We start from the raw sequence: 18,635 nt of genomic DNA on the forward strand, positions 1-18,635 counted from the left end.
ACGACGTCGATCGTCGCCGGCCTTGTTTCTGTGAGGACCTGATCCGATGGCTTGGACGCAAAGCGACCTCGACGCGCTCGACGCGGCGATCAAGAAGGGCGTGAGGACGGTGCAGTATCAGTCCGGCTCGGTCACCTATCACTCGCTTGACGAATTGCTGCGCCTGCGCGACGTCATGACCCGCGAGGTCAAGGGCGACGCCGCCGTGACGCGCGTCGTCGGTTCTTACGATAGCGGGCTGTGGCATGGTCCGTTGTATAACGGTCGGTGGCGCTGATGAACGTTCTCGATCGCGTTGTCGCCGCAGTCGCGCCAGTTCACGCCGTCAAGCGGATGGCAGCGCGCCAGGCGTTGATGCACTATGACGGCGCTGCGCGCACGCATCGCACGTCATGGAAGCCGATCGGCGGCACCAGCGCGAACACCGAAGTCGCGATGTCGATGGAGCGGCTGCGCGACGTGTGCCGCGACTTCGGACGCAACAACCCGATCGCCTCGAACATCCATGCCGAAATTCAGGGGCATGTGGTCGGCGCCGGCATCATGCCGTCGGTCAAGGCCAAGTACAAAAAGGACAAGGCGACGCTGCAGTCGCTGATCGCCGAACACTTGGAGACCACGGCGATCGACTATGACGGCCGCACCAACATTTACGGGCTGCAGTCGCTCGCGATGCGCACCGTCGTCGAATCCGGCGAGGTGCTGATCGTTCGCTATGTGCCGGAGCGCTCGCGCAATGTGCCGTTGCCGTTTCAGATCAGGGTGCTGGAGGGCGACTACCTCGACCATCGCCGCAACGGCCCGGCACCGGGCGGCAACATCTATTTTCAGGGAATCGAGTTCACGCCGAACGGCCAGCGAGTTGCCTATTGGCTGTTCGACGAACATCCCGGCGGCGGCATCACCTGGAAGTTTCCGGAATCTCGCCGCGTGCCGGTCGAGGACGTGCGGCACATCTATCGCGTCGATCGGCCAGGTCAGCAGCGCGGCGTGCCGTGGGGCGCGCCTGGCGTCATCACGATGTGGGACCTCGCCAACTATGAGGAAGCCGAATTGATGCGACAGAAGATCGCTGCATGCTTTGCGGTGTTCTTCACCGGTCCCGATGCCGGCGGCCTCGCCGCGGCCGCGAGCGGCGCCAGGACCGCAGCGGGCACGCCGATCGAGCGGCTCGAGCCGGGCATCATTCAGCAGTTGCCGAGCGGATCGCAGGTAACCACCGCGACGCCGCCGCTGATGAACGGCTTTCGCGACTTCGAAATGGTTTATGGTCGCAAGATCTGCATCGCCTATGGCGTGCCCTATGAGGTCGGCACTGGCGACCTCTCCGGCGTCAGCTTCATTTCCGGCCGGCTCGGCCGCATCGGTTTCAACATCAAAACCGATCAATGGCGCTGGCATATGTTGATCCCGCAGTTCTGTGGCGGAACGGCCGACTGGTTCATGCAGGCGGTCACGATCGCCCGCGGTCCGATGTCGTCGAATCCGCGACTGAGCTGGACGCCGCCGGCGCGCGAGATGGTGTCGCCGAAGGATGAAATTCCGCCGATGCGCGACGCGGTTCGCGCCGGCCTGGCCTCGCGCAGCGAACAGACCCGATCCCTTGGCTACGATCCGGAGACGGTCGAGCAGGAAATGGCCGACGAAAACAAGCGTGCCGACGCGCTCGGCCTGCGATTCGACAGCGATGGCCGCCAGCCGCTCTCGACGCGCGGCACCGAACAACTCACGCCGCCTCCGGATGAGGGCGGCGACCAGGGCGACAACCCGTCGACCGACAATCAGGGGTAAGGCGTGATGGATCAGAGCATTCTCGTGAACGACGAAGTTCACCTGTATGGCGACGTTGGCGACACCTGGGACGGCGGCTTTACCGCCAACGATGTTGCGGCCGCGCTCGCCGAGCATGGCGAGGGCGATGTCACCGTTCGCCTCAATTCCGGCGGTGGCATAGCGACCGAGGGCATGGCGATCTATTCGCTGCTCAAATCGCACCCCGGCAAGGTGACCATCGTCGTCGACGGCGTCGCCGCCTCGGCCGCATCGCTGATCGCCATGGCCGGCGCCGACCGACAGATGCGTGATGGCGCCATGATGATGATCCATGATCCGGCGACCATCACGGTCGGCAACGTCGCGGCGCACCAGCGCAACATCGCCGTGCTCGACAAGCTGGCCGAGAACTATGCCGGCGTCTATGCGCGCGCCTCCGGCAAGACGCAGGCCGATGCGCGCACTATCATGAAGGCCGAAACCTGGCTGACCGCAAAGGAAGCCAAGGATCATGGCTTTGCGACCGAAGTGCTTGCCGAGCAGTCCGTCGCCAAGGCCGAGTTCGATTATCGCATCTATGCCAAGGCGCCGGCCGCGCTTCCGCAACGGCCTCGCCGGCGTGAGCGCGAGTCGCTGGCACAGGTCGCGGCGAGCGCGACGGAAACCGTCAAGTCGAGCGTGTCCGCAGTGCTGGCCCGGATGCGCGCGCGCGAGCGGGCGTAAATCGCAAGCATTTTGAGTCCGCCATCCTGTGCCCGGCGCCGGGCCGCAGGTTCATGGCGTTGTCACGGCCCGGCGCAATCAACCTAAAGGAATCAACCATGAAGGGTTTCCGCAGTTGGGCGGCGTTCGCTGCCCTGGCCGCGCTCGCGGCTGTTGCAGTTCTGATCGCGCCCGATGCGTTCGGGCACGTGCACCACGACGGTCTTGCGACCGCCTCGGCGGCGCTGGTCGCGCTACGCGCCGAGCACGTCGACATCGTCGCCGCGATCAAGGCCAAGTTTGCTGAGATCAAGGAAGGCCTGGCCGCCGACGTGATCGCTAGGATCGAGAAGGAGCACGCCGACCTGGTCGCCAAGCGCGATGATGTCGAGGCGAAGATCGCTGCCGAGGAGCAGAAGATCGCCGACGCCGCCGGCAAGCCGACCGCGAGCGCCAAGCCCTGGGCCGAGCAGTTTTATATGTCGGCCTCTGTCTCGGGCCTTGCCTTGGGCGATCTGAACAAGATCGTCGCGGCGAGCTCCACCCATGAGGCGGCCAAGGATGCGCTGATCGATGCCATGGCGAAGGCGCAGAATGCGGGCAAGCCCGGCGCCAACGGCAATGCCTCGGTGGTCGTAGATGCCCGCGACAAGTTCGTGACCGGCGTCAGCCGCGCGATCGTCGCCAAGGTGCCGATGTTCCGGCAGAAGGGCGGCAAGCTTCCCGAGGATGGCGAGCACAACGAGTTCTCGGCTTACTCGATGCGCGAGCTGGCGCGCATGTCGCTGGAAGTGCGCGGCATCCGCGACATTCCGCGCGATCCGATGGAGATGGTCGCGGCCGCGTTCCGGCCGGTCATCATGGCCGGTGCGATGTCCACCTCCGACTTCTCGAACATCCTTGCCAACGTCGCCAACAAGGCGCTGCTCAAGGGTTATGAGGAGGCGCCGGAGACTTTCCAGCTCTGGACCGGCGTCGGCGTGCTGACCGACTTCAAGCCGGCGAAGGCGGTCGACCTCGGCCTGTTCCCGTCGCTGTCGCAGGTCGACGAAGGCGCGGAATACAGCTACGCGTCGATGTCCGATCGCGGCGTGACCCGCATGCTGGCAACCTACGGCAAGATGTTCGCCATCACGCGCCAGGCGATCATCAACGATGACCTGTCGGCCTTCACCAAGATCCCGGCCAAGATGGGCAACGCCTCCAAGCGCACCATCGGCAACCTGGTCTATGCGGTGTTGACCAGCAACGCCGTGGCGCCGGACGGAACGGCGCTGTTCCACGCCAACCACAAGAACCTGGCGACCGGCGCCGGTTCGGTGCTGTCGCCCGACTCGCTCGACGCCGGCCGTGCCGCAATGGGCAAGCAGGCTGATCCGGACAACATCAAGCAGGGGCTGAACATCCGTCCGGCCTACTGCCTGGTGCCGATCACGCTGCAGGGCAAGGCGAACCAGACCTTTGCCTCGCAGGCCGAGCCCGGCCAGGACAACCCGGCGGTGGCGAACCGCGTCGCCAACATGGCCGAGGTGGTTCCGGAGGCGCGTCTCGACGTCAATTCGACGACCGCTTGGTATCTGGCCGCGAACCCGAACCAGTTCGACACGCTCGATGTCGAATACCTCAACGGCGTGCAGTCGCCGGTGCTCGAGCAGAAAGAGGGCTGGAACGTCGACGGTGTGGAATTCAAGGTGCGCATCGACGCCGGCGTGACGCTGAAAGACTTCCGCGGCTTCTACAAGGGCGCCGGCGCGTAAGCGCTCGCAGCCTGATCCGACATCGCAGAGGCCGCGCGAGCTGATCGCGCGGCCTTCGTCGTAAACGCTGCGCGGATGCCGCGCAAAGCAGGGGATTCGATCCTATGAAGAATTTCGTTCAAGATGGGAAGGTGCTGGAAGTCACGGCATCGGCCGCCGTCACCAGCGGTGACTTCGTTCTGGTCGGCTCGATCGGTGGCGTCGCCGTTTATAGCGCGGCCATCGGCGCCAAGGTGCCGTTGCTGCGCGGTGGCGTGTTCTCGCTTCCGAAGGAAACCGGCACCGCATGGGCGCAGGGCGATCAACTCTATTGGGACGCCACCAACAAGCGGTTCACCAAGACCGCGACCGCCAACACCAAGTGGGGCGTTGCCGCGGCTGACGCGCTGGCGGCTGATGCGGCCGGTCAGGTCTCGTTCACGCCGATCGGCTAACGCGCCATGTCTGTTTTCGACGGTCTCTCCGACATCTTCACCGATCCGACCGTGTTCGGCGAGGCCGTCGATTACACGCCGGTCTCTACCGGCATCACCAAGCGCATCAATGCGATTTGGTGGGAGTCCTCGCTGAGTGTCACGATCGGCGACAATGCCGGCGTCGACATGCGTAAGACCGAATTGAGCCTGCGCGCGGCTGACATCCCCGAGCCGCAGGAAGGCGACACCGCGCAGCGCGTCGCCGACGGCAAGGTGATGGAGATCACCACGCCGATCCTGCCCGACGGCAAGGGTATGATCGTCTGCAACCTGTCGTGAGGAGCTGCGAATGACGGGTCATTATCCGGTCGCGTACCTCGCCATCCTGATCCTGTTATTGTACGCCGTCGCGTTGGTCGCGGTGGCATCGTGCTTCATAGGTTGATCGCCTGATGCCTCACGTTCGCGCTCAGATCCGCGCGGCGATGGTCGCGGCCTTGACCGGCTTGCCGACCACCGGCGGCAACGTTTTCGAGGGCCGCACGCGGCCGCTTGCCGCCAATCATCCGCCGAGCTGGCTGGTCTATGTGCGTTCGGAGCGCTCCGACACCGACGCCATGGGCGGCATCCTGCGCCGGGAATTGACCGTGCGCACCGAGGGCCGCGTGATCATGGCATCCGTGCCCGACGGGACGCTCGACGATATGGCGCTGGAGGCCGAGCCGGCCATGGTGGCCGATCCATCACTCGGCGGCCTGGTGCAGGAAATCACCTTGATCGGCACCACGATCAATACGCAGGCGCCGGGCGATGCACATGCCGGCGAGGTCGCGCTCGACTGGCGCGTCGTCTACCGAACCCGCGAGTCCGCGCCCGGCGCCGCGGTCTGATCTTAACCACCTCAACAGCTCTGAAAGGAAACCGCCGATGGCCACGTACCACGGTAAGAATGGCGTTGTGAAAATCGCGGCCAATGCGGTCGCCGAAGTCACCAAGTTCTCGGTCAAGACCTCGGCGCAGGTCGCCAACGATACGGCGATGGGCGACGATTGGGAAACCCACGTCGAGGGTGAGACCGTCAATTCCTGGTCCGGTTCGCTGTCCTGCAACGCCTATCAGGGCGACACCGGCGGCCAGGCAGTGCTGGTTGCTGGCGCTTCGGTTGTACTTAATCTCTATCCCGAAGGCGCTAGCACGGGTGCGAACTATCTGACCGGCAAGGCGACCATCACCGAGGATTCGGTCGACGCCGACAAGGGCGCCGTCGTGTCGCGGACGTTCTCTTTCCAGGGCAATGGCCCGCTGGCCTGGGCCACGGTCGCGACCTAATCCGCCGGCTTTGATCAGGTAAAGCGAACAGGGGACTCCCGACATGACGAACAAGTATCTTTCCGCGGCCGTTGCGCACTTCAAGAGCCTCGGCACGCCGCACATCGACATTCCGGAATGGATCGTCGACGGCGTACCTATGCGCGTGTTCTGGAAGCCGTTGACGGTCGATGAACGCGCGTCGATCTTCGACGGCGGTGTCGCAAAGGACGATCTCGAAATCGTCATGATGAAGTCGATCGACGCCGACGGAAAGAAGATGTTCACGCTGGAAGACAAGCCGGCGCTGAAACTTTCCGTCGCACCGCAGATCATCTCGCGCATCGCGGTACGCATGATGGCTCTGCCGACGACGGAGCAAGTCGAAAAAAACTGAGAGACGATCCGGAGCGGCTGTTCCTGTTCACGCTCGCGGATCGTCTCCGCATGACGGTCGCCGAGTTGTCGGCGACCATGCCCGTCACTGAGTTTCAAGAGTGGTGGGCGTTCTACCAAATTCGTCGCGAAAAGACGGGCACCTGATCGATGGCGCAGGCCGAAGTTTTACCGATCGTTCTTGAAGGATCGGACAATACGCGCTCGGCCTGGCAAAGCTTTATTGCCAATGCCAAGGGCGGGCAGAGCGCCATCGAGCAACTTAAAAAGGCCGTCGCCGACCTCGCCGGCGGCCAGGCGGGCGGCCTGTCTCAGATCAGCGGCGCGGCGCGGATGCTGGCGAATCCCTATGTCGCCGCCGCGGCGACGATCGCCGGTGTCAGCGTCGCGACGATCAAGGCGGTGTCCGACCTCGCCGCACTTGGCGATGCCGCTGACGAAGTGGGCACCAAGGCCGGCAACGTTGCCGGCCTCGCCTCGGCGGTCAAGAAAGTCGGCGGCGAGGCGACCGACGCAGCCTCGGCACTGAAAGCGCTGCGCACGCAGCTCGACACCACCTCGCGCGACGGCGGCTATCTGGAAAACCTGTTCAAGCTGAACGGGTCCTCGATCAATGATGCGAGCGGCCGGCTGAAACCGCTGGAGGATGTCTACAAGCAGGTCGCCGGCTACATCCAGAACGCGCGCAACGAGACCGAGCGACTCGAGATCGCGACCAATGCGTTCGGCCAGCAGGCGGCGCCCGCGATGGTCAAGGCCATCCTGGCCGGCGCAACCGGCTTGGAGAAGATCGCCAAGACCGACCTCGATCCGGTCATCAAGCAAAGCCAGGAGCTGCAGCGGATCTGGTCTAGCATCACCGGGATGCAGGGCGGCGGCCTTTGGGACTACCTGAAGAACCGTGCGGCCGAAAATCTTGGCGCACTCGCGATTGGCGCTGCGGCGCTCGCCGGCAACAAGACGGCGCAGCAATCGCTGTTCTTGATGAACAACCCGAACGCCAGCCGGACGCTGTCGCAGACCGACGCTGATTCGTTCTATAACGCGGTCGGCTATGGCGCGACCAAGACGCCGTCGAACCGTCCGGATGACAAGGGTCAGGCAGCGTTCGATCGTGCGGCGGTCTCGATCCGTAAGCATACCGCCGAGGTGCAGGCCAATGCGGCGGCCGTTGACCTCGGCGCCGGCGCGATCGAGCGGATGCAGACCGAGGCGAAGCTGCTCGCGGTCGCGCAAGAGGCTGGCGTTCCCATAACCGACCAATTGCGGGAACGAATCGCGAGGCTGGCGCAGGACGCCGGCGCCGCGGCTGACGCCCTGGCGCGGGCCAAGGTGGCGAGCGACATTCGGTTCGACCGCGGCACCGCGTTCCTGACGCAGGATGACGTGCAAATCGCCAACGCGCTCAAGAGCGTCTATGGCACCGACATTCCGGCGGCACTGAACTCGTCCTATGCCGCCGAAATGCGCTTCAACAGCGGCTTGCGGCAGATTTCGGCGACCGGGCAGGATGTGAACCGGGCAGTATTCACCGAGTTCACGCAAAACCTGCGCAACGGCATGTCAGTCGCCGATGCCTTCGCCAATGCGATGTTGAACGGGCTCGGCCGCATTGCCGACAAGCTGTCGGAGATGGCGGCGGACAAGCTCTGGCAGGCAGCATTTGGCGGCTCCGGGTCTGGCGTTCTGAGCCTGTTCGGCCTTGGCGGGTCCGGCTCGGCGCCGACGACCGTGATGGTCGGCGATTACGCCATGCCGAAGTTTGCCGGCGGCACCGGCTATGCGCCAGGGGGGCCGTCGATCATCAACGAGGAGGGCGGCGAGATCGTCGATCTGCCAACCGGCTCGCGCGTGATCCCGCATGACATCTCGATGGCGATGGCCGGTGAGGGCGGCGGTGACAATCACTTCACCTTTGCGCCCCAGTACAATGTCAGCGGCAATTCCGACGACATCAACGAGCTGCGCGCGCAGATCGCGCGCGACCGGGCCGATTTCGAGCGCCGCGTCGCAATCGCGGTGCAAAAGGGCCGAACGGCGAGGACGATCTAGGCATGATCACGTTTCCGCGCACGGACCTGATGGCGGTCCGCTATGCGAACGCGCCGCTGCGCCTGGTGCCGCAACAGGAATTGAGCTCGCTCGCAAGCGGTGTCTCGATCGGCAAGGATCTTGGGCCGGCGCTCTGGTTTGGTGATTTCACCACCGTCGCGCTCGGCAACGATGATGCGCTGGCGTTCGAGGCGCTGCTCAACTCGCTCGACGGCGTGGTTCACACGTTCGAGGCCTATGACGTGCGCCGGCCGTATCCGCGCGCGCATGCCGACGGCGTATTCAGCGATACCGCGACGCTTGCGAGCGTCAACGCCAACACCAAGGCGCTGGCGCTGGCTGGTCTGGCGGCCAGCTTTACGCTGTCGGTCGGCGACTATCTGTCGTTCGACTACGGGGCGTCGCGCGCGCTGCATCAGGTGATGGAGACGGCTACCGCCGGCGGCGGTGGCCTGACGCCGCAGTTCGAGGTGCGGCCGCATATCCGGCCCGGCTTTACGACCGGCGCGGCTGTGCGGCTGAAAAAGCCGGCCGGCCTGTTCACGTTGCTGCCGGGATCGGTCAACCCGCCGACCAAGGTCACGGCGCGGACGATGTCACTGAGCTTCAAGATCGGGCAGTATCTCGGATGACTCGGTTCGCTCCTCCTCCGTACTATGCCGCGCTGCAGGCGCGCCGCCTGGTTGCGCGGGATTTCATCTGGTTTGTGGTGCGCACCCGCGACACCGGCGCGGCCGTCACTGATGGCTATTGGTCGGATGTCGGCGACATCGCCGCCGATGTGATCGATCCCGATACCGGCGGCACAGTGGCGCGCACGTTCCGCGGCGCCGGTGCGCTGATCTCGATCTCGGATATCCCGCTGGTGTCGTCGCTGACGGTGCAAAACGTCAACGTCGTGCTGTCGCAGATCTCCGATCGCATCAACGCCTTGGTGCGGCAGTATGACTGCAAGCAGGGCAAGGTCGAGATTTTCCGCGGTCTGTTCGACCCGGATAGCCGCGTGCTGGTCGCGCCGGCGATCCCGCGTTTTGCCGGCACCATCGACGAGGCGCCGATCACGACGCCGGGCGCTGGCAAGGCCGGGAACGTTACGCTGACCTGCACGTCGAACACGCAGGAATTGACGCGGTCAAATCCAGACACGCGATCGGATGCATCGCAGCGGTTGCGCAATCCGATTGATGATTTCTATGCAGACGTGGCCGTCGTCAGCACCTGGGAACAATTCTGGGGCCGGCAGGGCGGGCCGGTCCGCACCCAACAGTCATTTTGGTCGAAGTTCGGCCGATGATTAGGGATGCAGTGGCCGCCGACCGCGCGCGTGTGGTCGAGTTGCTGAAGGACTCGCACGCGGCCGCTGGTTTCGAGGACGCTACGGGGGCCAGCGGATTCGCGTTTCCGTTCCGTCCCGACTATGCCGCACGACTGTTCGACCATCATTTGCAGGCGATGAACGCCTGTTGCGTTGTCAATGATGTCGGTGGCGTTGCGCAAGGCGTTTTGATGGCGCTCGCCTATGAGCATCCGTTCGGGCCGGTCTACATCGCGCGCGAGTCGGTGTGGTGGATCGGTCCCGGATATCGCGGGCGAGCAGCGATTGCCATGCTGGACGCCTATGAGGCCTGGGCCGAATCAAAGCGCTGCGCCTTTGTCGGCATGGCTGGCATGGGCGACGATCCAGAGGTTGCGAAACTCTACGTGAGGCGCGGCTATCGCGCGGCCGAAAAGCACTTCCTGAAGGCGATCTAATTCCATGGCGATTTTCACCGCTATAGCTGGGGCGCTGCTCGCCGGCACGTTCCTCGCTGGCACGATCGCTGTGCCCATCCTGGCCGCCGGGCTCGGCCTCGCGGCCTCGATCGGTTTGAGCTATGCGGCGAAGGCGCTGTCCGGTAACCAGGCGAACGCCTCGGCGGCGACCGACAGCTTTGGCGTGCAGGGGAAGCTTGCCGGCGGCGGGGATGTGCCGCGCGCGTTCCCGCTTGGCTATTCGGTCACGGCCGGCTCGCTGGTCTATGCCAACACCTGGGGCGGCGGCGAGGTGGCGCTCGGCGGTACGCCGAACGCCAATCTGACACAGGTCATTGCCCTCTCTGACCTGCCGCGCACCAAGCTGGTCGGTCTTTGGATCAATGGGCAAAAGGTGACGCTGCCCGGCGGCGCGCTCGCCGGCGCCGGCGTGACCGTGCAGATCCCGGAATACGTCAAGCCACGTGACCCCGACTATCCGGACAGCCTAGCGCCGCACCTCACTGTCACCTTTTATGACGGGACGCAAACGACGGCCGATCCCAACCTGGTCGCCAATGTGTCGTCGATCGATCGCCCGTATGGTGCGACCCGTGTCGGAACCGGCGTTGCCTATGTGATCGTCACCGCGCTGGTTAATGAAACGGTCTTTACCGGGTTTCCGCAGTGCCTGTTCGAGCTGTCCGGCATTCCGCTCTATGATCCGTCCAAGGATTCGACTGTCGGCGGTGCGGGTGGCCATCGTTATTCCGATCCGTCGACCTGGGGCGGCGACGGCGACAATCTGCCGGCGGTGCAGATTTACAACGTGCTGCGCGGCATTCGCTACAACGGGCAGTGGCTGTACGGATTGCAGAGCACGGCCGCGGCGCGGTTGCCGGGCTTTAATTGGATCGAGCAGATCGCAAAGTGCCGGGCGCCGATCGATGGCGTGTCCGGACCCGAGCCAACCTACCGATCCGGCGCGCAGATCAACATCAACACGCAGCCGGCCAACGCGATTGAGTCGTTTCTGACGGCTTGCCAGGGCCGGCTTTCCGAGATCGGCGGGTTCTACAAGATCCACCTCGGCGCGCCGGACTCGCCGACGTTCTTCTTTAGCGATGACGATATCCTGTCGACCGAGGAACAGGTTTACAAGCCGTTCTTTGCGCTCGCCGACAGCGTCAACGGCATCCAAGGCACCTATCCCGATCCAGCGCAGGCCTGGCAGACCGCGACGGCGCCGGCCTACTACCGGACCGATCTCGAGGCCAAGGACGGCAACCGTCGCTTGATGGCCGCACCTAGCTTCGACATGGTGCCTTATCCGGCGCAGGTGCAGCGGCTACAGAAATCGGCGATCGAGGAAGCGCAGCGCGCGCGCACGCATACGATCGTGTTGCCGCCGGTGTTCTGGCTTGTCGAGCCTGGCGACGTTGGCGCGTGGACGTCGGTGCGCAACGGCTATGACGGCAAGAGCTTCCGCGTCGACGCAGCGGTCGACAGGGCCAACCTCGATATTGGCTTGAGCCTGACCGAGGTCGACCCGAGCGACTATGATTGGGATCAGAATGTCGATTTCCGTCCGGTCACCACGGGGCCGACCGGCATCGTCTATCCCGCTCCGCAAGGCATCGTCGCATGGTTCGCCGAGGCGGCCATTCTCTACGACGCCGACGGTCTCGCTCGACGGCCGGCGATCCGGCTCGGATGGGACATCAACGCCGCCGGCGTCGACGGCGTGATGTACGAGGTCCGCCTTAAGCAAGACCAGTCGCCGGTCACCAGGGGCCGCACTGATCAATTGCGCGCCGGCGCCGTGATCGTGTCGCAAGGCTTGCTTCCGCAAACGACCTATCAGGCGCGCGGCCGCTACATTCCGACCATTCCGCGCGATATGCTGTGGTCCGACTGGCTCGACGTCACAACGGACGACGTGCGCCTTTCGCTGGCCGATTTCGAGGCGGCGATTAGAGCTCAGATCACGACGTTGATGGACGAGATCAACGACAAGGTCGACCAGATCACGCAGAAGATCGCGGCGATCGCGTCTGACGGCGATGCTCGCGGATGGCTCGACAAGAAAGAGGTGCGCAGCCAGCTAGCCGCGCGGTCCGATGCGGCGATGGCGCAAATTGAGGAAGTGCGAACTGTTGCCGTAGGTGCGGAATCGTCGCTCGCCGAATTCAAAACGGAAGTTTCGGCGACCTTCGGTCCGGCGTTCTCGTCTGTAAATACGGTGTCGCAGGCCGTTGCAACGCTCGACGGCTATGCGGCGGCATCCTGGTCTGTGAAGGTTACCGCCTCCGGCGCAGTCGCCGGAATTCAACTCGTCAACGGCGGCGAGGGGTCGAGCGCCTTCGTGATGGCGGCGGATCACGTGCAGATTCAGTTGCCGGGCTACAACGGCGATGCGCCCTATGATCTTTTCGCGACGGGACTGGTCGGCGGGGTTCCATCGGTCGGAATCAACGGAAATCTGATCCTGAGTGGGACGATCAAGGCATACATGATGAGTGTCGGGGCACTGAGCGCGATTACCGTCAACGCGGGCGACATCAGGGCGGGCACGTTGGCCGATCCAACCGCGACCAAAATGTTCATCGACTTGAACAACGCCAATATCATCATTTCGGACAATAGCTGATGGCTCGGCGCGTTGTGCTCGGCAAATATGCGGATGGCGTCAATTATGGTTTGCGTGTTTCATTGCCTGGCGTTGACGCGTATCTCGGAAACAGTGCGCTAGGCGGTTTTTCGTTCGATAGCAATTGGAACGATATCGTTAAAACTCACATGGTTGGCACGGCGGTTCTACCGTCTCTCCCGACGTGGGCGAGCCTTGGTTACACGCCATACATTGAAGTCCGGCAAATCAGCGGGGACGTTGTCTACGATGATGGCGTGTACGCTAGCGGCCATCAGGTTGGGATCGCCGCGACTGTGACCCCGAGTGGCATAGCGAGCGTTCGTAACGTTGGTTCGATTGCCATTCTGTATGCTGTCTTTAAGCTTCCAGTGTTGTCGGGATGAGCAGGCGAATTGTCGTCGGAAAACGCGGAAACGGCGATGTTGGCGTGTTCGTCTCGCCACCTGGCGTTGATGCATATACTGCGCCCGACGGCTCGTTGATCATGTCGATCACGTCCAAAGTTTCGCAGTTGATCGCGATCGGCCATGCTGCCGGCTCCACCTCCGTCCCGCTCGGATTGAGTCAGCGTCCTTTTGTCTTCCTGACGAGTCAATATGACTTCAACAACGTGTTTGGTCATATGACCGGACCGGGTCCGTTGCGCCCGTCGCCGCTGGCGTCGGTCCCGTCGTCGACAGCGACAATCAATAGCAATGGTGCGTCTATGACCATTTCGACGTTTCTGCCGGTCAAATACTTCGTCTATTCGGCAGTGTTCTGATGGCGCAACGCGTGATCATCAATGCGAACGGAACGTTCAAGGTCTCAGTGCCTGGCGTTAGTGCCAGTGGTGCGCAGTTCGACAACTTGATCTTTGACGCAAACCAACCGCCCTTGCGCATATCGCAAAACGGCTGGTTCACGATGACGCCGATTCTAGACGGAGACTACACAGCCCCTTCGCCTCAGAACGTGAAGGAACAGGCTGGCCCGGTCGTTTTGGTCACAGACCCCGGCGGTGCAACTCCGCTGTTCATGACGATGCACCGCGCGCCAGCGTGGTACGGCGTTTCTGACGGTGGCAGCGGAGTCGTTCCGGTCTTTGACAACGGGATTTTGATGACACCGACGCGAACCGATTCAACAACAAATGTCAATGTGCAGGGCTACAAAGGGTCGGGCGGAGCGATCTGCTCTAACGTGTTTCTTGGGGTCACGTTCACTCCGCAAACGTTCGATGTTCTCATTGGTAGGGCTCACTTCGACACCATCTACATCAATTACGCGATCTTCAAGAACTTTACCTAAGAAGGCTGGATGATGCTTTATGTGCTCTACAAGCCCGATGGCAGCATATATCAGGCAAACAAGCTGTTCGATCCGGCGGGTTACGATCAGCTTTTGCGCGATCAGGGGCACGACAACTTCGTGAAGTACGACGCGCATTATCCGGTCAATCCGGAACTGTTTTTCGTTGACGTCGCCAACGAGGATTTGCTGCTTCGTCCCGATATGGAAATCCTTGTGTCGAAAACCGCCATCAAGGCGGATGGTAACGACAGCGCTGTGTTCACCAACGTCCCGAAAGGCGTAACCTGCGCCATTCACATTTGGCTGCAGGGCGAGCGCGTCGGTGTGTATGCCGAAAAGCTGGGCGAGGCAACCGAGTTCGAGTTCGCGCAGACATCTCCGGCAGTCTATCACATTTCGTTCGAGAAATGGCCTTACCGGCGGTTCGAAGTGGCAATCGAGGCCGCCGCATCATGAAGCGCATTACGTTTGACACGATGGCGCCAGCGCGAGCCGCGAAGGTGAAAGCGATCAATGAATATTTCGACCGCATTTCCACCGAGGATTTCCACCGCGATCGGGCGCATGCCCTAAAACGGCAGTGGGCAACAAGCGATCTCGATAAGCTTCAGCCGGAAGCCGACCTCCGCGGAATCACCAAAGAAGAATTGGCCGCCATCATTCTGGCCAAACCCGATGCGCCCTCTGTCGCCGAGCGCGAGTTGCAGCGGCAGCGCATCATGCTGGCGATCGATGCGGCGACCACGCCGGACGAACTAGCGGCTATCCGCTAGGCCCACCAGCGCACCACCACAACAAATCAATCCTCAAACTTCTTTCTCTTCAGGAAGGGGAATAATGCCTGCTTTCCCGAGCTACTCCACCGGCACGGTTTCCGTCGCCAACGGAGATGCCGTCATTGTCGGAAACAGCACGATCTGGTCCGGCGTGAACGCGCGGCCTGGCGATGACATCGTTATCGACGGACACATGGTGGTTGTTCAGGACGTCACGGATGTGACGCACTTGGTTATTGACCCGTGGCCGTACACCAGCGTTGCGGCAGGAGCGGCATACAAGATCATTCAGCGTTCGCCGCTGCGGTTCGTGGGCGGCCAGGCGATGGCTGACGTCTCGCGCATGGTTGCGGCGCTTAACAGCGCAGCCAGCTACGTTCTCGTACCCGCCGACGCGACCGAACCAGACCCATCGCTCGGCGAGGAAGAGCAATATGCAATTCAGCCGACCACGCGCAAATATTGGCAGAAGCTGTTAGGCGTCTGGGTGTTTCAGGGGCAACCGGGGATCGGTGATCTTGTCGACCCGACTACGACGCGCGGCGATATCATTTTTCGGGATGCTACGACGACTACGCGGCTTCCGGCGGGTACCGCAGGTTATGTGCTTCAAACTAATGGGGCTGGCACTGATCCGACTTGGAGCGGCTTTCTGCAGGCGGGTACGGGCGCTGCTACTCGAAGCTGGCAGGACAAGGGGCGCGATGTTCTCAGCGTCAAGGATTTCGGGGCGAAGGGGGATAACTCTACGGACGATACCGCCGCCATCATTGCGGCGGACGCGGCAGCGGCAGCCGTGAATAAAGCGCTGTTTTTCCCGGCAGGCGGCTATATTACGTCGGCTCCGATCACGCCATCGTCCGGGGCGCGGTGGATAGGAGAGTCCCGCTCGAAAAGCGCTATCGTTACGTCGCAAGCAACCGGCGACGTAATAACGGTGTCGAATGGGTTCGTGTCAATCGAGAGTCTGCAATTCGGCTCGACAGTGACGCGCACGGGCGGAAATTACATAAACGTCTCGGCATCTCAATTTACGCTTCGAGACTTTTTTATGTTCGGAGCGTATCAAGGAATTTTCCTTTCTGCCCCGATATCTGGTGTTTTTGTCTCAGATGGAGAGATCAAGTCTAACACCATCGCGCTACGGCTAAAGGGTGGCGTCGCCGTCGAGTTTGAAAGCATCCTTTTCAACTGGGACGGCATGACGCGACCCTTCGCGCATTGCTATATTGAAGATGGTGGCGACTACAGTTTTACGGATTGCCAGTTCTTGGCCGGGTCAACTGGAATGCAGATGTCCCCCGGCAGCGGGCAATTTGTCTCGTATGTACGCTGTACAAAGTGCTGGTTCGACAACACCGCCGGCAATGGCCTGCTCATTCAGCCATCAGGCACCGGAGAAGTTAACTTCTGCGACTTCGTGCAGTGCTGGTTCAGTAGCTCGACCGCAACCGGGGTCAATGTGGTTGCTACCGGCTCCGCCCATGCACGAGCAATCAACTTCGTCGGCTGCATCCTGCAAAACAACACGAGTAACGGGTTCGCCTTTAACGGAGCTAACGTCATTGACTGCTCCGTGCAGGACAGTATTTTAAGCGGCCTGACGGGGGCTGTCGGGATACGCCTTAGCGGGTCGTGCGCTCGTATGAAGATCACCGGCAACACGATTGAGTTCTTTAACGTCGGAATTCTTTCTGATGGCACGCCGGTAGACACCCAAATTCTCGGTAACGTCATGCTGTCGGGTTTGACAACCGTGATATCGGGTGCGTTCGCGGGCACTCACAGCAGAATAGAAGGCAACGCTGGATACAATCCCGTAGGTGGGACGGCGGTCGTAACAACCACGGCAACGACGCCGTACAGCTATACGGCCGGGCCGACTACGGAGACCGCTTACATCTCGGTTAGCTCTGGAAGTATCACCGGAGCAACGATTAACGGCAACAACATCCTTCCCGTGGTTGTGGCGGCCGGCACTTGCTACACGGTTAGCATCCCACCAAAGGGGGTGTTGAACATCAGCGGTTTTGGCGGAACGCTAACCCACGTCCGATACATCCACTAAGGCTGCTCACGCAAAACAAGGACTAGAGCCGGCTCAAATCCGTAATCAAGATTGAGGGCCGATTTAGCCGCTTTCGAAGGGTCCGTTTGGAAATCGACATTCGCTCCAAAGGCAGACTTAGCGTATTGCGTCCAGTATTCTGGCGGAAGGACAGAGTACCAAGTGCCGCTCGAAAATCGCGGGACGATAAGGGACTTCAGGTCTAGGTTCTGCGATTTGGCGTAGTTGACGGTGGTCTTCAGGACCCTCCATCGTGCAGCCTCGGGGCGCATATCGGTTACAGCGATTGAGTTGCGGACCGAAGTGAGGGCTCCGAGCGTTCCGATCGTCAGGGACAGGACGGCCAACAAAGCGACCCTCCCGGAGCGAATTCTGTTCGTCGCGCCGACCAGTAACGCCGCAATGATGAGCGACACGCCAAAGTGCGACAGTGTCGTTAGATAGTAGCTGCGAACTCCGTACTGGAAATACCACGTTTGGTATTTCGAGGTCATGGCGACGGGAAGAATCGGCCACGTTGCAAGCATGGCGCCTGCAAGAATGGCGATAGGGATGGTCCATCGGTTTGACGGGTCTTCCTTGCCTGACATGGCGAGCGCTGTTGTTGTCGCCAAGACAACGCCGAATGCAACGGCTGTCCAAGGCAATACGCCAGACCAAGGGCCGTAGATAACTGTCTGCGGTATGTGTGTGATCGCGTTTTGGAACACTACGCGGTAGGGCTCGAAGAACTCGTACAGCAAAGACCCTGACGCAGAGAAGGACAGAACGACTTCAAGAATGCGCCGCGGATTGAAACTGGCGATAGCGTGGCCGTCGTAGGTTGATGGATGCGAAGCCATCCATGATATCGCTATGCCTCCGTAGATCAGGGAAGCGGAGAACCATACGATCAGAAGCCCGGCAAGCCTGTTACGTGGCTTGTAATCAGCGGCCACGTTGGCAAGGGCGAAGACGGCATATAGGCCGCTAATGGTAAGGCTGAGCCCTTCCTGTATCCACAGCGACGCGAACAGCAGCGGCCACGAGAGAGCAAGCCAAGTCTTGTTCCCTGATCGGTAATACCGGGTTCCGGCGGCCACCGAGGCGACGAAAATTGTCAGGGTGGGGTAGTAGAGCAGGGGATAAGCGTTGGTTGACTCCCATCTGACAACGAGAGTCCCGATGCAGATCAGAGCGGCCAAATAAGCCAGCCTGCGCCCGAACAGATCGCCGATTAGGGCGAAGAACGAAACGAAGAAGACGGCAAAACTGCCAGCCTTTAATATCTCTGCGTAGACGGTGCCGTCCCACTTCAATGTGTGAAGCGTCAAGGTACAGGGTAGATAGCACCATAACCGGCCCTGAGCGTGGGCCACCTCGCCAATTACGTCGTGGCCTGTATGGGCAGCAAGGGCCCACATGGCATCATCGTGGTTGGTGATGCCTAGCATCCATAACCGCTGCTGAAAGAACAGCACGAGTAGCGCAAGACTGCCGATCAAGACGGCATTCGCAGAGAGACGCCCGAAATACATACTACCCCCAGGTTGAACGGGCGTTCTACCACAGATCGAACCGACCTCAAGCCGCTGCCTGAGCGGTTTCCTATTACCGCAACCTCACCCTGTGACCGACCTCAATGCCCGTTACCGGGCAGTCGGCTCGGCGTTCTCCCACGATCACGCATTCCAATGCGGAGCTCACCACAGCGAGGCTCCATTCGTTCTA

At 61.7% G+C, this 18,635-nt stretch carries 20 protein-coding genes; 19 read left to right on the forward strand and 1 reads right to left on the reverse strand.

Annotated features, from left to right (window positions below; all coding sequences use genetic code 11):
* The first annotated feature begins 46 nt into the window (after positions 1 to 46).
* From ACZXDY_RS02200 to ACZXDY_RS02290, 19 genes are all read left to right on the forward strand, one after another.
* Positions 47 to 277, forward strand: a complete 231-nt coding sequence (locus ACZXDY_RS02200) for a phage head-tail joining protein (RefSeq protein ID WP_464344286.1) — start codon at positions 47 to 49, stop codon at positions 275 to 277.
* Complete coding sequence (locus tag ACZXDY_RS02205; RefSeq protein ID WP_464344287.1) at positions 277 to 1,791, forward strand: phage portal protein; 1,515 nt, start codon at positions 277 to 279, stop codon at positions 1,789 to 1,791. The genes ACZXDY_RS02200 and ACZXDY_RS02205 overlap by 1 nt, the downstream gene beginning before the upstream one ends.
* A gap of 6 nt (positions 1,792 to 1,797) precedes the next feature.
* Positions 1,798 to 2,496: a head maturation protease, ClpP-related gene (locus tag ACZXDY_RS02210; protein WP_464344288.1), complete on the forward strand. Its 699-nt coding sequence runs from the start codon at positions 1,798 to 1,800 to the stop codon at positions 2,494 to 2,496.
* 98 nt (positions 2,497 to 2,594) lie between these two features.
* Positions 2,595 to 4,232, forward strand: a complete 1,638-nt coding sequence (locus ACZXDY_RS02215) for a phage major capsid protein (protein ID WP_464344289.1) — start codon at positions 2,595 to 2,597, stop codon at positions 4,230 to 4,232.
* A gap of 104 nt (positions 4,233 to 4,336) precedes the next feature.
* The gene (locus ACZXDY_RS02220) at positions 4,337 to 4,666 is read left to right on the forward strand and encodes a DUF2190 family protein (RefSeq protein WP_464344290.1); all 330 of its coding nucleotides are present in this window, start codon (positions 4,337 to 4,339) and stop codon (positions 4,664 to 4,666) included.
* Positions 4,667 to 4,672: 6 nt separating this feature from the next.
* Positions 4,673 to 4,987: a head-tail joining protein gene (locus ACZXDY_RS02225; protein WP_464344291.1), complete on the forward strand. Its 315-nt coding sequence runs from the start codon at positions 4,673 to 4,675 to the stop codon at positions 4,985 to 4,987.
* Positions 4,988 to 5,100: 113 nt separating this feature from the next.
* Positions 5,101 to 5,538 (forward strand): hypothetical protein, encoded by a 438-nt coding sequence (locus tag ACZXDY_RS02230; RefSeq protein WP_464344292.1) that lies wholly within the window; start codon positions 5,101 to 5,103, stop codon positions 5,536 to 5,538.
* Positions 5,539 to 5,575: 37 nt separating this feature from the next.
* Entirely contained in the window at positions 5,576 to 5,977 is a 402-nt protein-coding gene (locus ACZXDY_RS02235) for a hypothetical protein (protein WP_464344293.1), read from the forward strand.
* Positions 5,978 to 6,020: 43 nt separating this feature from the next.
* A complete protein-coding gene (locus ACZXDY_RS02240; RefSeq protein ID WP_464344294.1) occupies positions 6,021 to 6,353 on the forward strand; it encodes a hypothetical protein in 333 nt (110 codons plus the stop codon).
* A 149-nt stretch (positions 6,354 to 6,502) separates the two neighbouring features.
* Positions 6,503 to 8,404 carry a hypothetical protein gene (locus ACZXDY_RS02245; RefSeq protein ID WP_464344295.1) on the forward strand — a complete coding sequence of 634 codons (1,902 nt, stop codon included), beginning with the start codon at positions 6,503 to 6,505 and terminating at the stop codon, positions 8,402 to 8,404.
* A gap of 2 nt (positions 8,405 to 8,406) precedes the next feature.
* Positions 8,407 to 9,036 (forward strand): hypothetical protein, encoded by a 630-nt coding sequence (locus tag ACZXDY_RS02250; protein ID WP_464344296.1) that lies wholly within the window; start codon positions 8,407 to 8,409, stop codon positions 9,034 to 9,036.
* Entirely contained in the window at positions 9,033 to 9,698 is a 666-nt protein-coding gene (locus ACZXDY_RS02255; protein ID WP_464344297.1) for a hypothetical protein, read from the forward strand. Before ACZXDY_RS02250 ends, ACZXDY_RS02255 begins: the two co-directional genes overlap by 4 nt.
* Complete coding sequence (locus ACZXDY_RS02260; protein ID WP_464344298.1) at positions 9,695 to 10,156, forward strand: GNAT family N-acetyltransferase; 462 nt, start codon at positions 9,695 to 9,697, stop codon at positions 10,154 to 10,156. The genes ACZXDY_RS02255 and ACZXDY_RS02260 overlap by 4 nt, the downstream gene beginning before the upstream one ends.
* Positions 10,157 to 10,160: 4 nt before the next feature.
* Entirely contained in the window at positions 10,161 to 12,785 is a 2,625-nt protein-coding gene (locus ACZXDY_RS02265; RefSeq protein WP_464344299.1) for a phage tail protein, read from the forward strand.
* 382 nt (positions 12,786 to 13,167) lie between these two features.
* Positions 13,168 to 13,551 (forward strand): hypothetical protein, encoded by a 384-nt coding sequence (locus ACZXDY_RS02270; protein WP_464344300.1) that lies wholly within the window; start codon positions 13,168 to 13,170, stop codon positions 13,549 to 13,551.
* A complete protein-coding gene (locus ACZXDY_RS02275) occupies positions 13,551 to 14,078 on the forward strand; it encodes a hypothetical protein (protein ID WP_464344301.1) in 528 nt (175 codons plus the stop codon). Before ACZXDY_RS02270 ends, ACZXDY_RS02275 begins: the two co-directional genes overlap by 1 nt.
* Positions 14,079 to 14,087: 9 nt before the next feature.
* Positions 14,088 to 14,537: a hypothetical protein gene (locus ACZXDY_RS02280; RefSeq protein WP_464344302.1), complete on the forward strand. Its 450-nt coding sequence runs from the start codon at positions 14,088 to 14,090 to the stop codon at positions 14,535 to 14,537.
* Positions 14,534 to 14,854 carry a hypothetical protein gene (locus ACZXDY_RS02285; RefSeq protein ID WP_464344303.1) on the forward strand — a complete coding sequence of 107 codons (321 nt, stop codon included), beginning with the start codon at positions 14,534 to 14,536 and terminating at the stop codon, positions 14,852 to 14,854. The genes ACZXDY_RS02280 and ACZXDY_RS02285 overlap by 4 nt, the downstream gene beginning before the upstream one ends.
* Before the next feature lie 64 nt (positions 14,855 to 14,918).
* Positions 14,919 to 16,925 (forward strand): glycosyl hydrolase family 28-related protein, encoded by a 2,007-nt coding sequence (locus ACZXDY_RS02290; protein WP_464344304.1) that lies wholly within the window; start codon positions 14,919 to 14,921, stop codon positions 16,923 to 16,925.
* Here ACZXDY_RS02290 and ACZXDY_RS02295 read toward each other — a convergent pair.
* Complete coding sequence (locus tag ACZXDY_RS02295) at positions 16,922 to 18,409, reverse strand: hypothetical protein (protein ID WP_464344305.1); 1,488 nt, start codon at positions 18,407 to 18,409, stop codon at positions 16,922 to 16,924. The genes ACZXDY_RS02290 and ACZXDY_RS02295 overlap by 4 nt on opposite strands.
* Positions 18,410 to 18,635: the final 226 nt, after the last annotated feature.

It is taken from the genome of Bradyrhizobium sp. LeoB3, from assembly GCF_055456055.1.

What these genes read in the sequence shown, in the direction of transcription:
- ACZXDY_RS02200 (WP_464344286.1), top strand. Translation starts at nt 47, where the DNA reads ATGGCTTGGACGCAAAGCGACCTCGACGCGCTCGACGCGGCGATCAAG.
- ACZXDY_RS02205 (WP_464344287.1), top strand. Translation starts at nt 277, where the DNA reads ATGAACGTTCTCGATCGCGTTGTCGCCGCAGTCGCGCCAGTTCACGCC.
- ACZXDY_RS02210 (WP_464344288.1), top strand. Translation starts at nt 1,798, where the DNA reads ATGGATCAGAGCATTCTCGTGAACGACGAAGTTCACCTGTATGGCGAC.
- ACZXDY_RS02215 (WP_464344289.1), top strand. Translation starts at nt 2,595, where the DNA reads ATGAAGGGTTTCCGCAGTTGGGCGGCGTTCGCTGCCCTGGCCGCGCTC.
- ACZXDY_RS02220 (WP_464344290.1), top strand. Translation starts at nt 4,337, where the DNA reads ATGAAGAATTTCGTTCAAGATGGGAAGGTGCTGGAAGTCACGGCATCG.
- ACZXDY_RS02225 (WP_464344291.1), top strand. Translation starts at nt 4,673, where the DNA reads ATGTCTGTTTTCGACGGTCTCTCCGACATCTTCACCGATCCGACCGTG.
- ACZXDY_RS02230 (WP_464344292.1), top strand. Translation starts at nt 5,101, where the DNA reads ATGCCTCACGTTCGCGCTCAGATCCGCGCGGCGATGGTCGCGGCCTTG.
- ACZXDY_RS02235 (WP_464344293.1), top strand. Translation starts at nt 5,576, where the DNA reads ATGGCCACGTACCACGGTAAGAATGGCGTTGTGAAAATCGCGGCCAAT.
- ACZXDY_RS02240 (WP_464344294.1), top strand. Translation starts at nt 6,021, where the DNA reads ATGACGAACAAGTATCTTTCCGCGGCCGTTGCGCACTTCAAGAGCCTC.
- ACZXDY_RS02245 (WP_464344295.1), top strand. Translation starts at nt 6,503, where the DNA reads ATGGCGCAGGCCGAAGTTTTACCGATCGTTCTTGAAGGATCGGACAAT.
- ACZXDY_RS02250 (WP_464344296.1), top strand. Translation starts at nt 8,407, where the DNA reads ATGATCACGTTTCCGCGCACGGACCTGATGGCGGTCCGCTATGCGAAC.
- ACZXDY_RS02255 (WP_464344297.1), top strand. Translation starts at nt 9,033, where the DNA reads ATGACTCGGTTCGCTCCTCCTCCGTACTATGCCGCGCTGCAGGCGCGC.
- ACZXDY_RS02260 (WP_464344298.1), top strand. Translation starts at nt 9,695, where the DNA reads ATGATTAGGGATGCAGTGGCCGCCGACCGCGCGCGTGTGGTCGAGTTG.
- ACZXDY_RS02265 (WP_464344299.1), top strand. Translation starts at nt 10,161, where the DNA reads ATGGCGATTTTCACCGCTATAGCTGGGGCGCTGCTCGCCGGCACGTTC.
- ACZXDY_RS02270 (WP_464344300.1), top strand. Translation starts at nt 13,168, where the DNA reads ATGAGCAGGCGAATTGTCGTCGGAAAACGCGGAAACGGCGATGTTGGC.
- ACZXDY_RS02275 (WP_464344301.1), top strand. Translation starts at nt 13,551, where the DNA reads ATGGCGCAACGCGTGATCATCAATGCGAACGGAACGTTCAAGGTCTCA.
- ACZXDY_RS02280 (WP_464344302.1), top strand. Translation starts at nt 14,088, where the DNA reads ATGATGCTTTATGTGCTCTACAAGCCCGATGGCAGCATATATCAGGCA.
- ACZXDY_RS02285 (WP_464344303.1), top strand. Translation starts at nt 14,534, where the DNA reads ATGAAGCGCATTACGTTTGACACGATGGCGCCAGCGCGAGCCGCGAAG.
- ACZXDY_RS02290 (WP_464344304.1), top strand. Translation starts at nt 14,919, where the DNA reads ATGCCTGCTTTCCCGAGCTACTCCACCGGCACGGTTTCCGTCGCCAAC.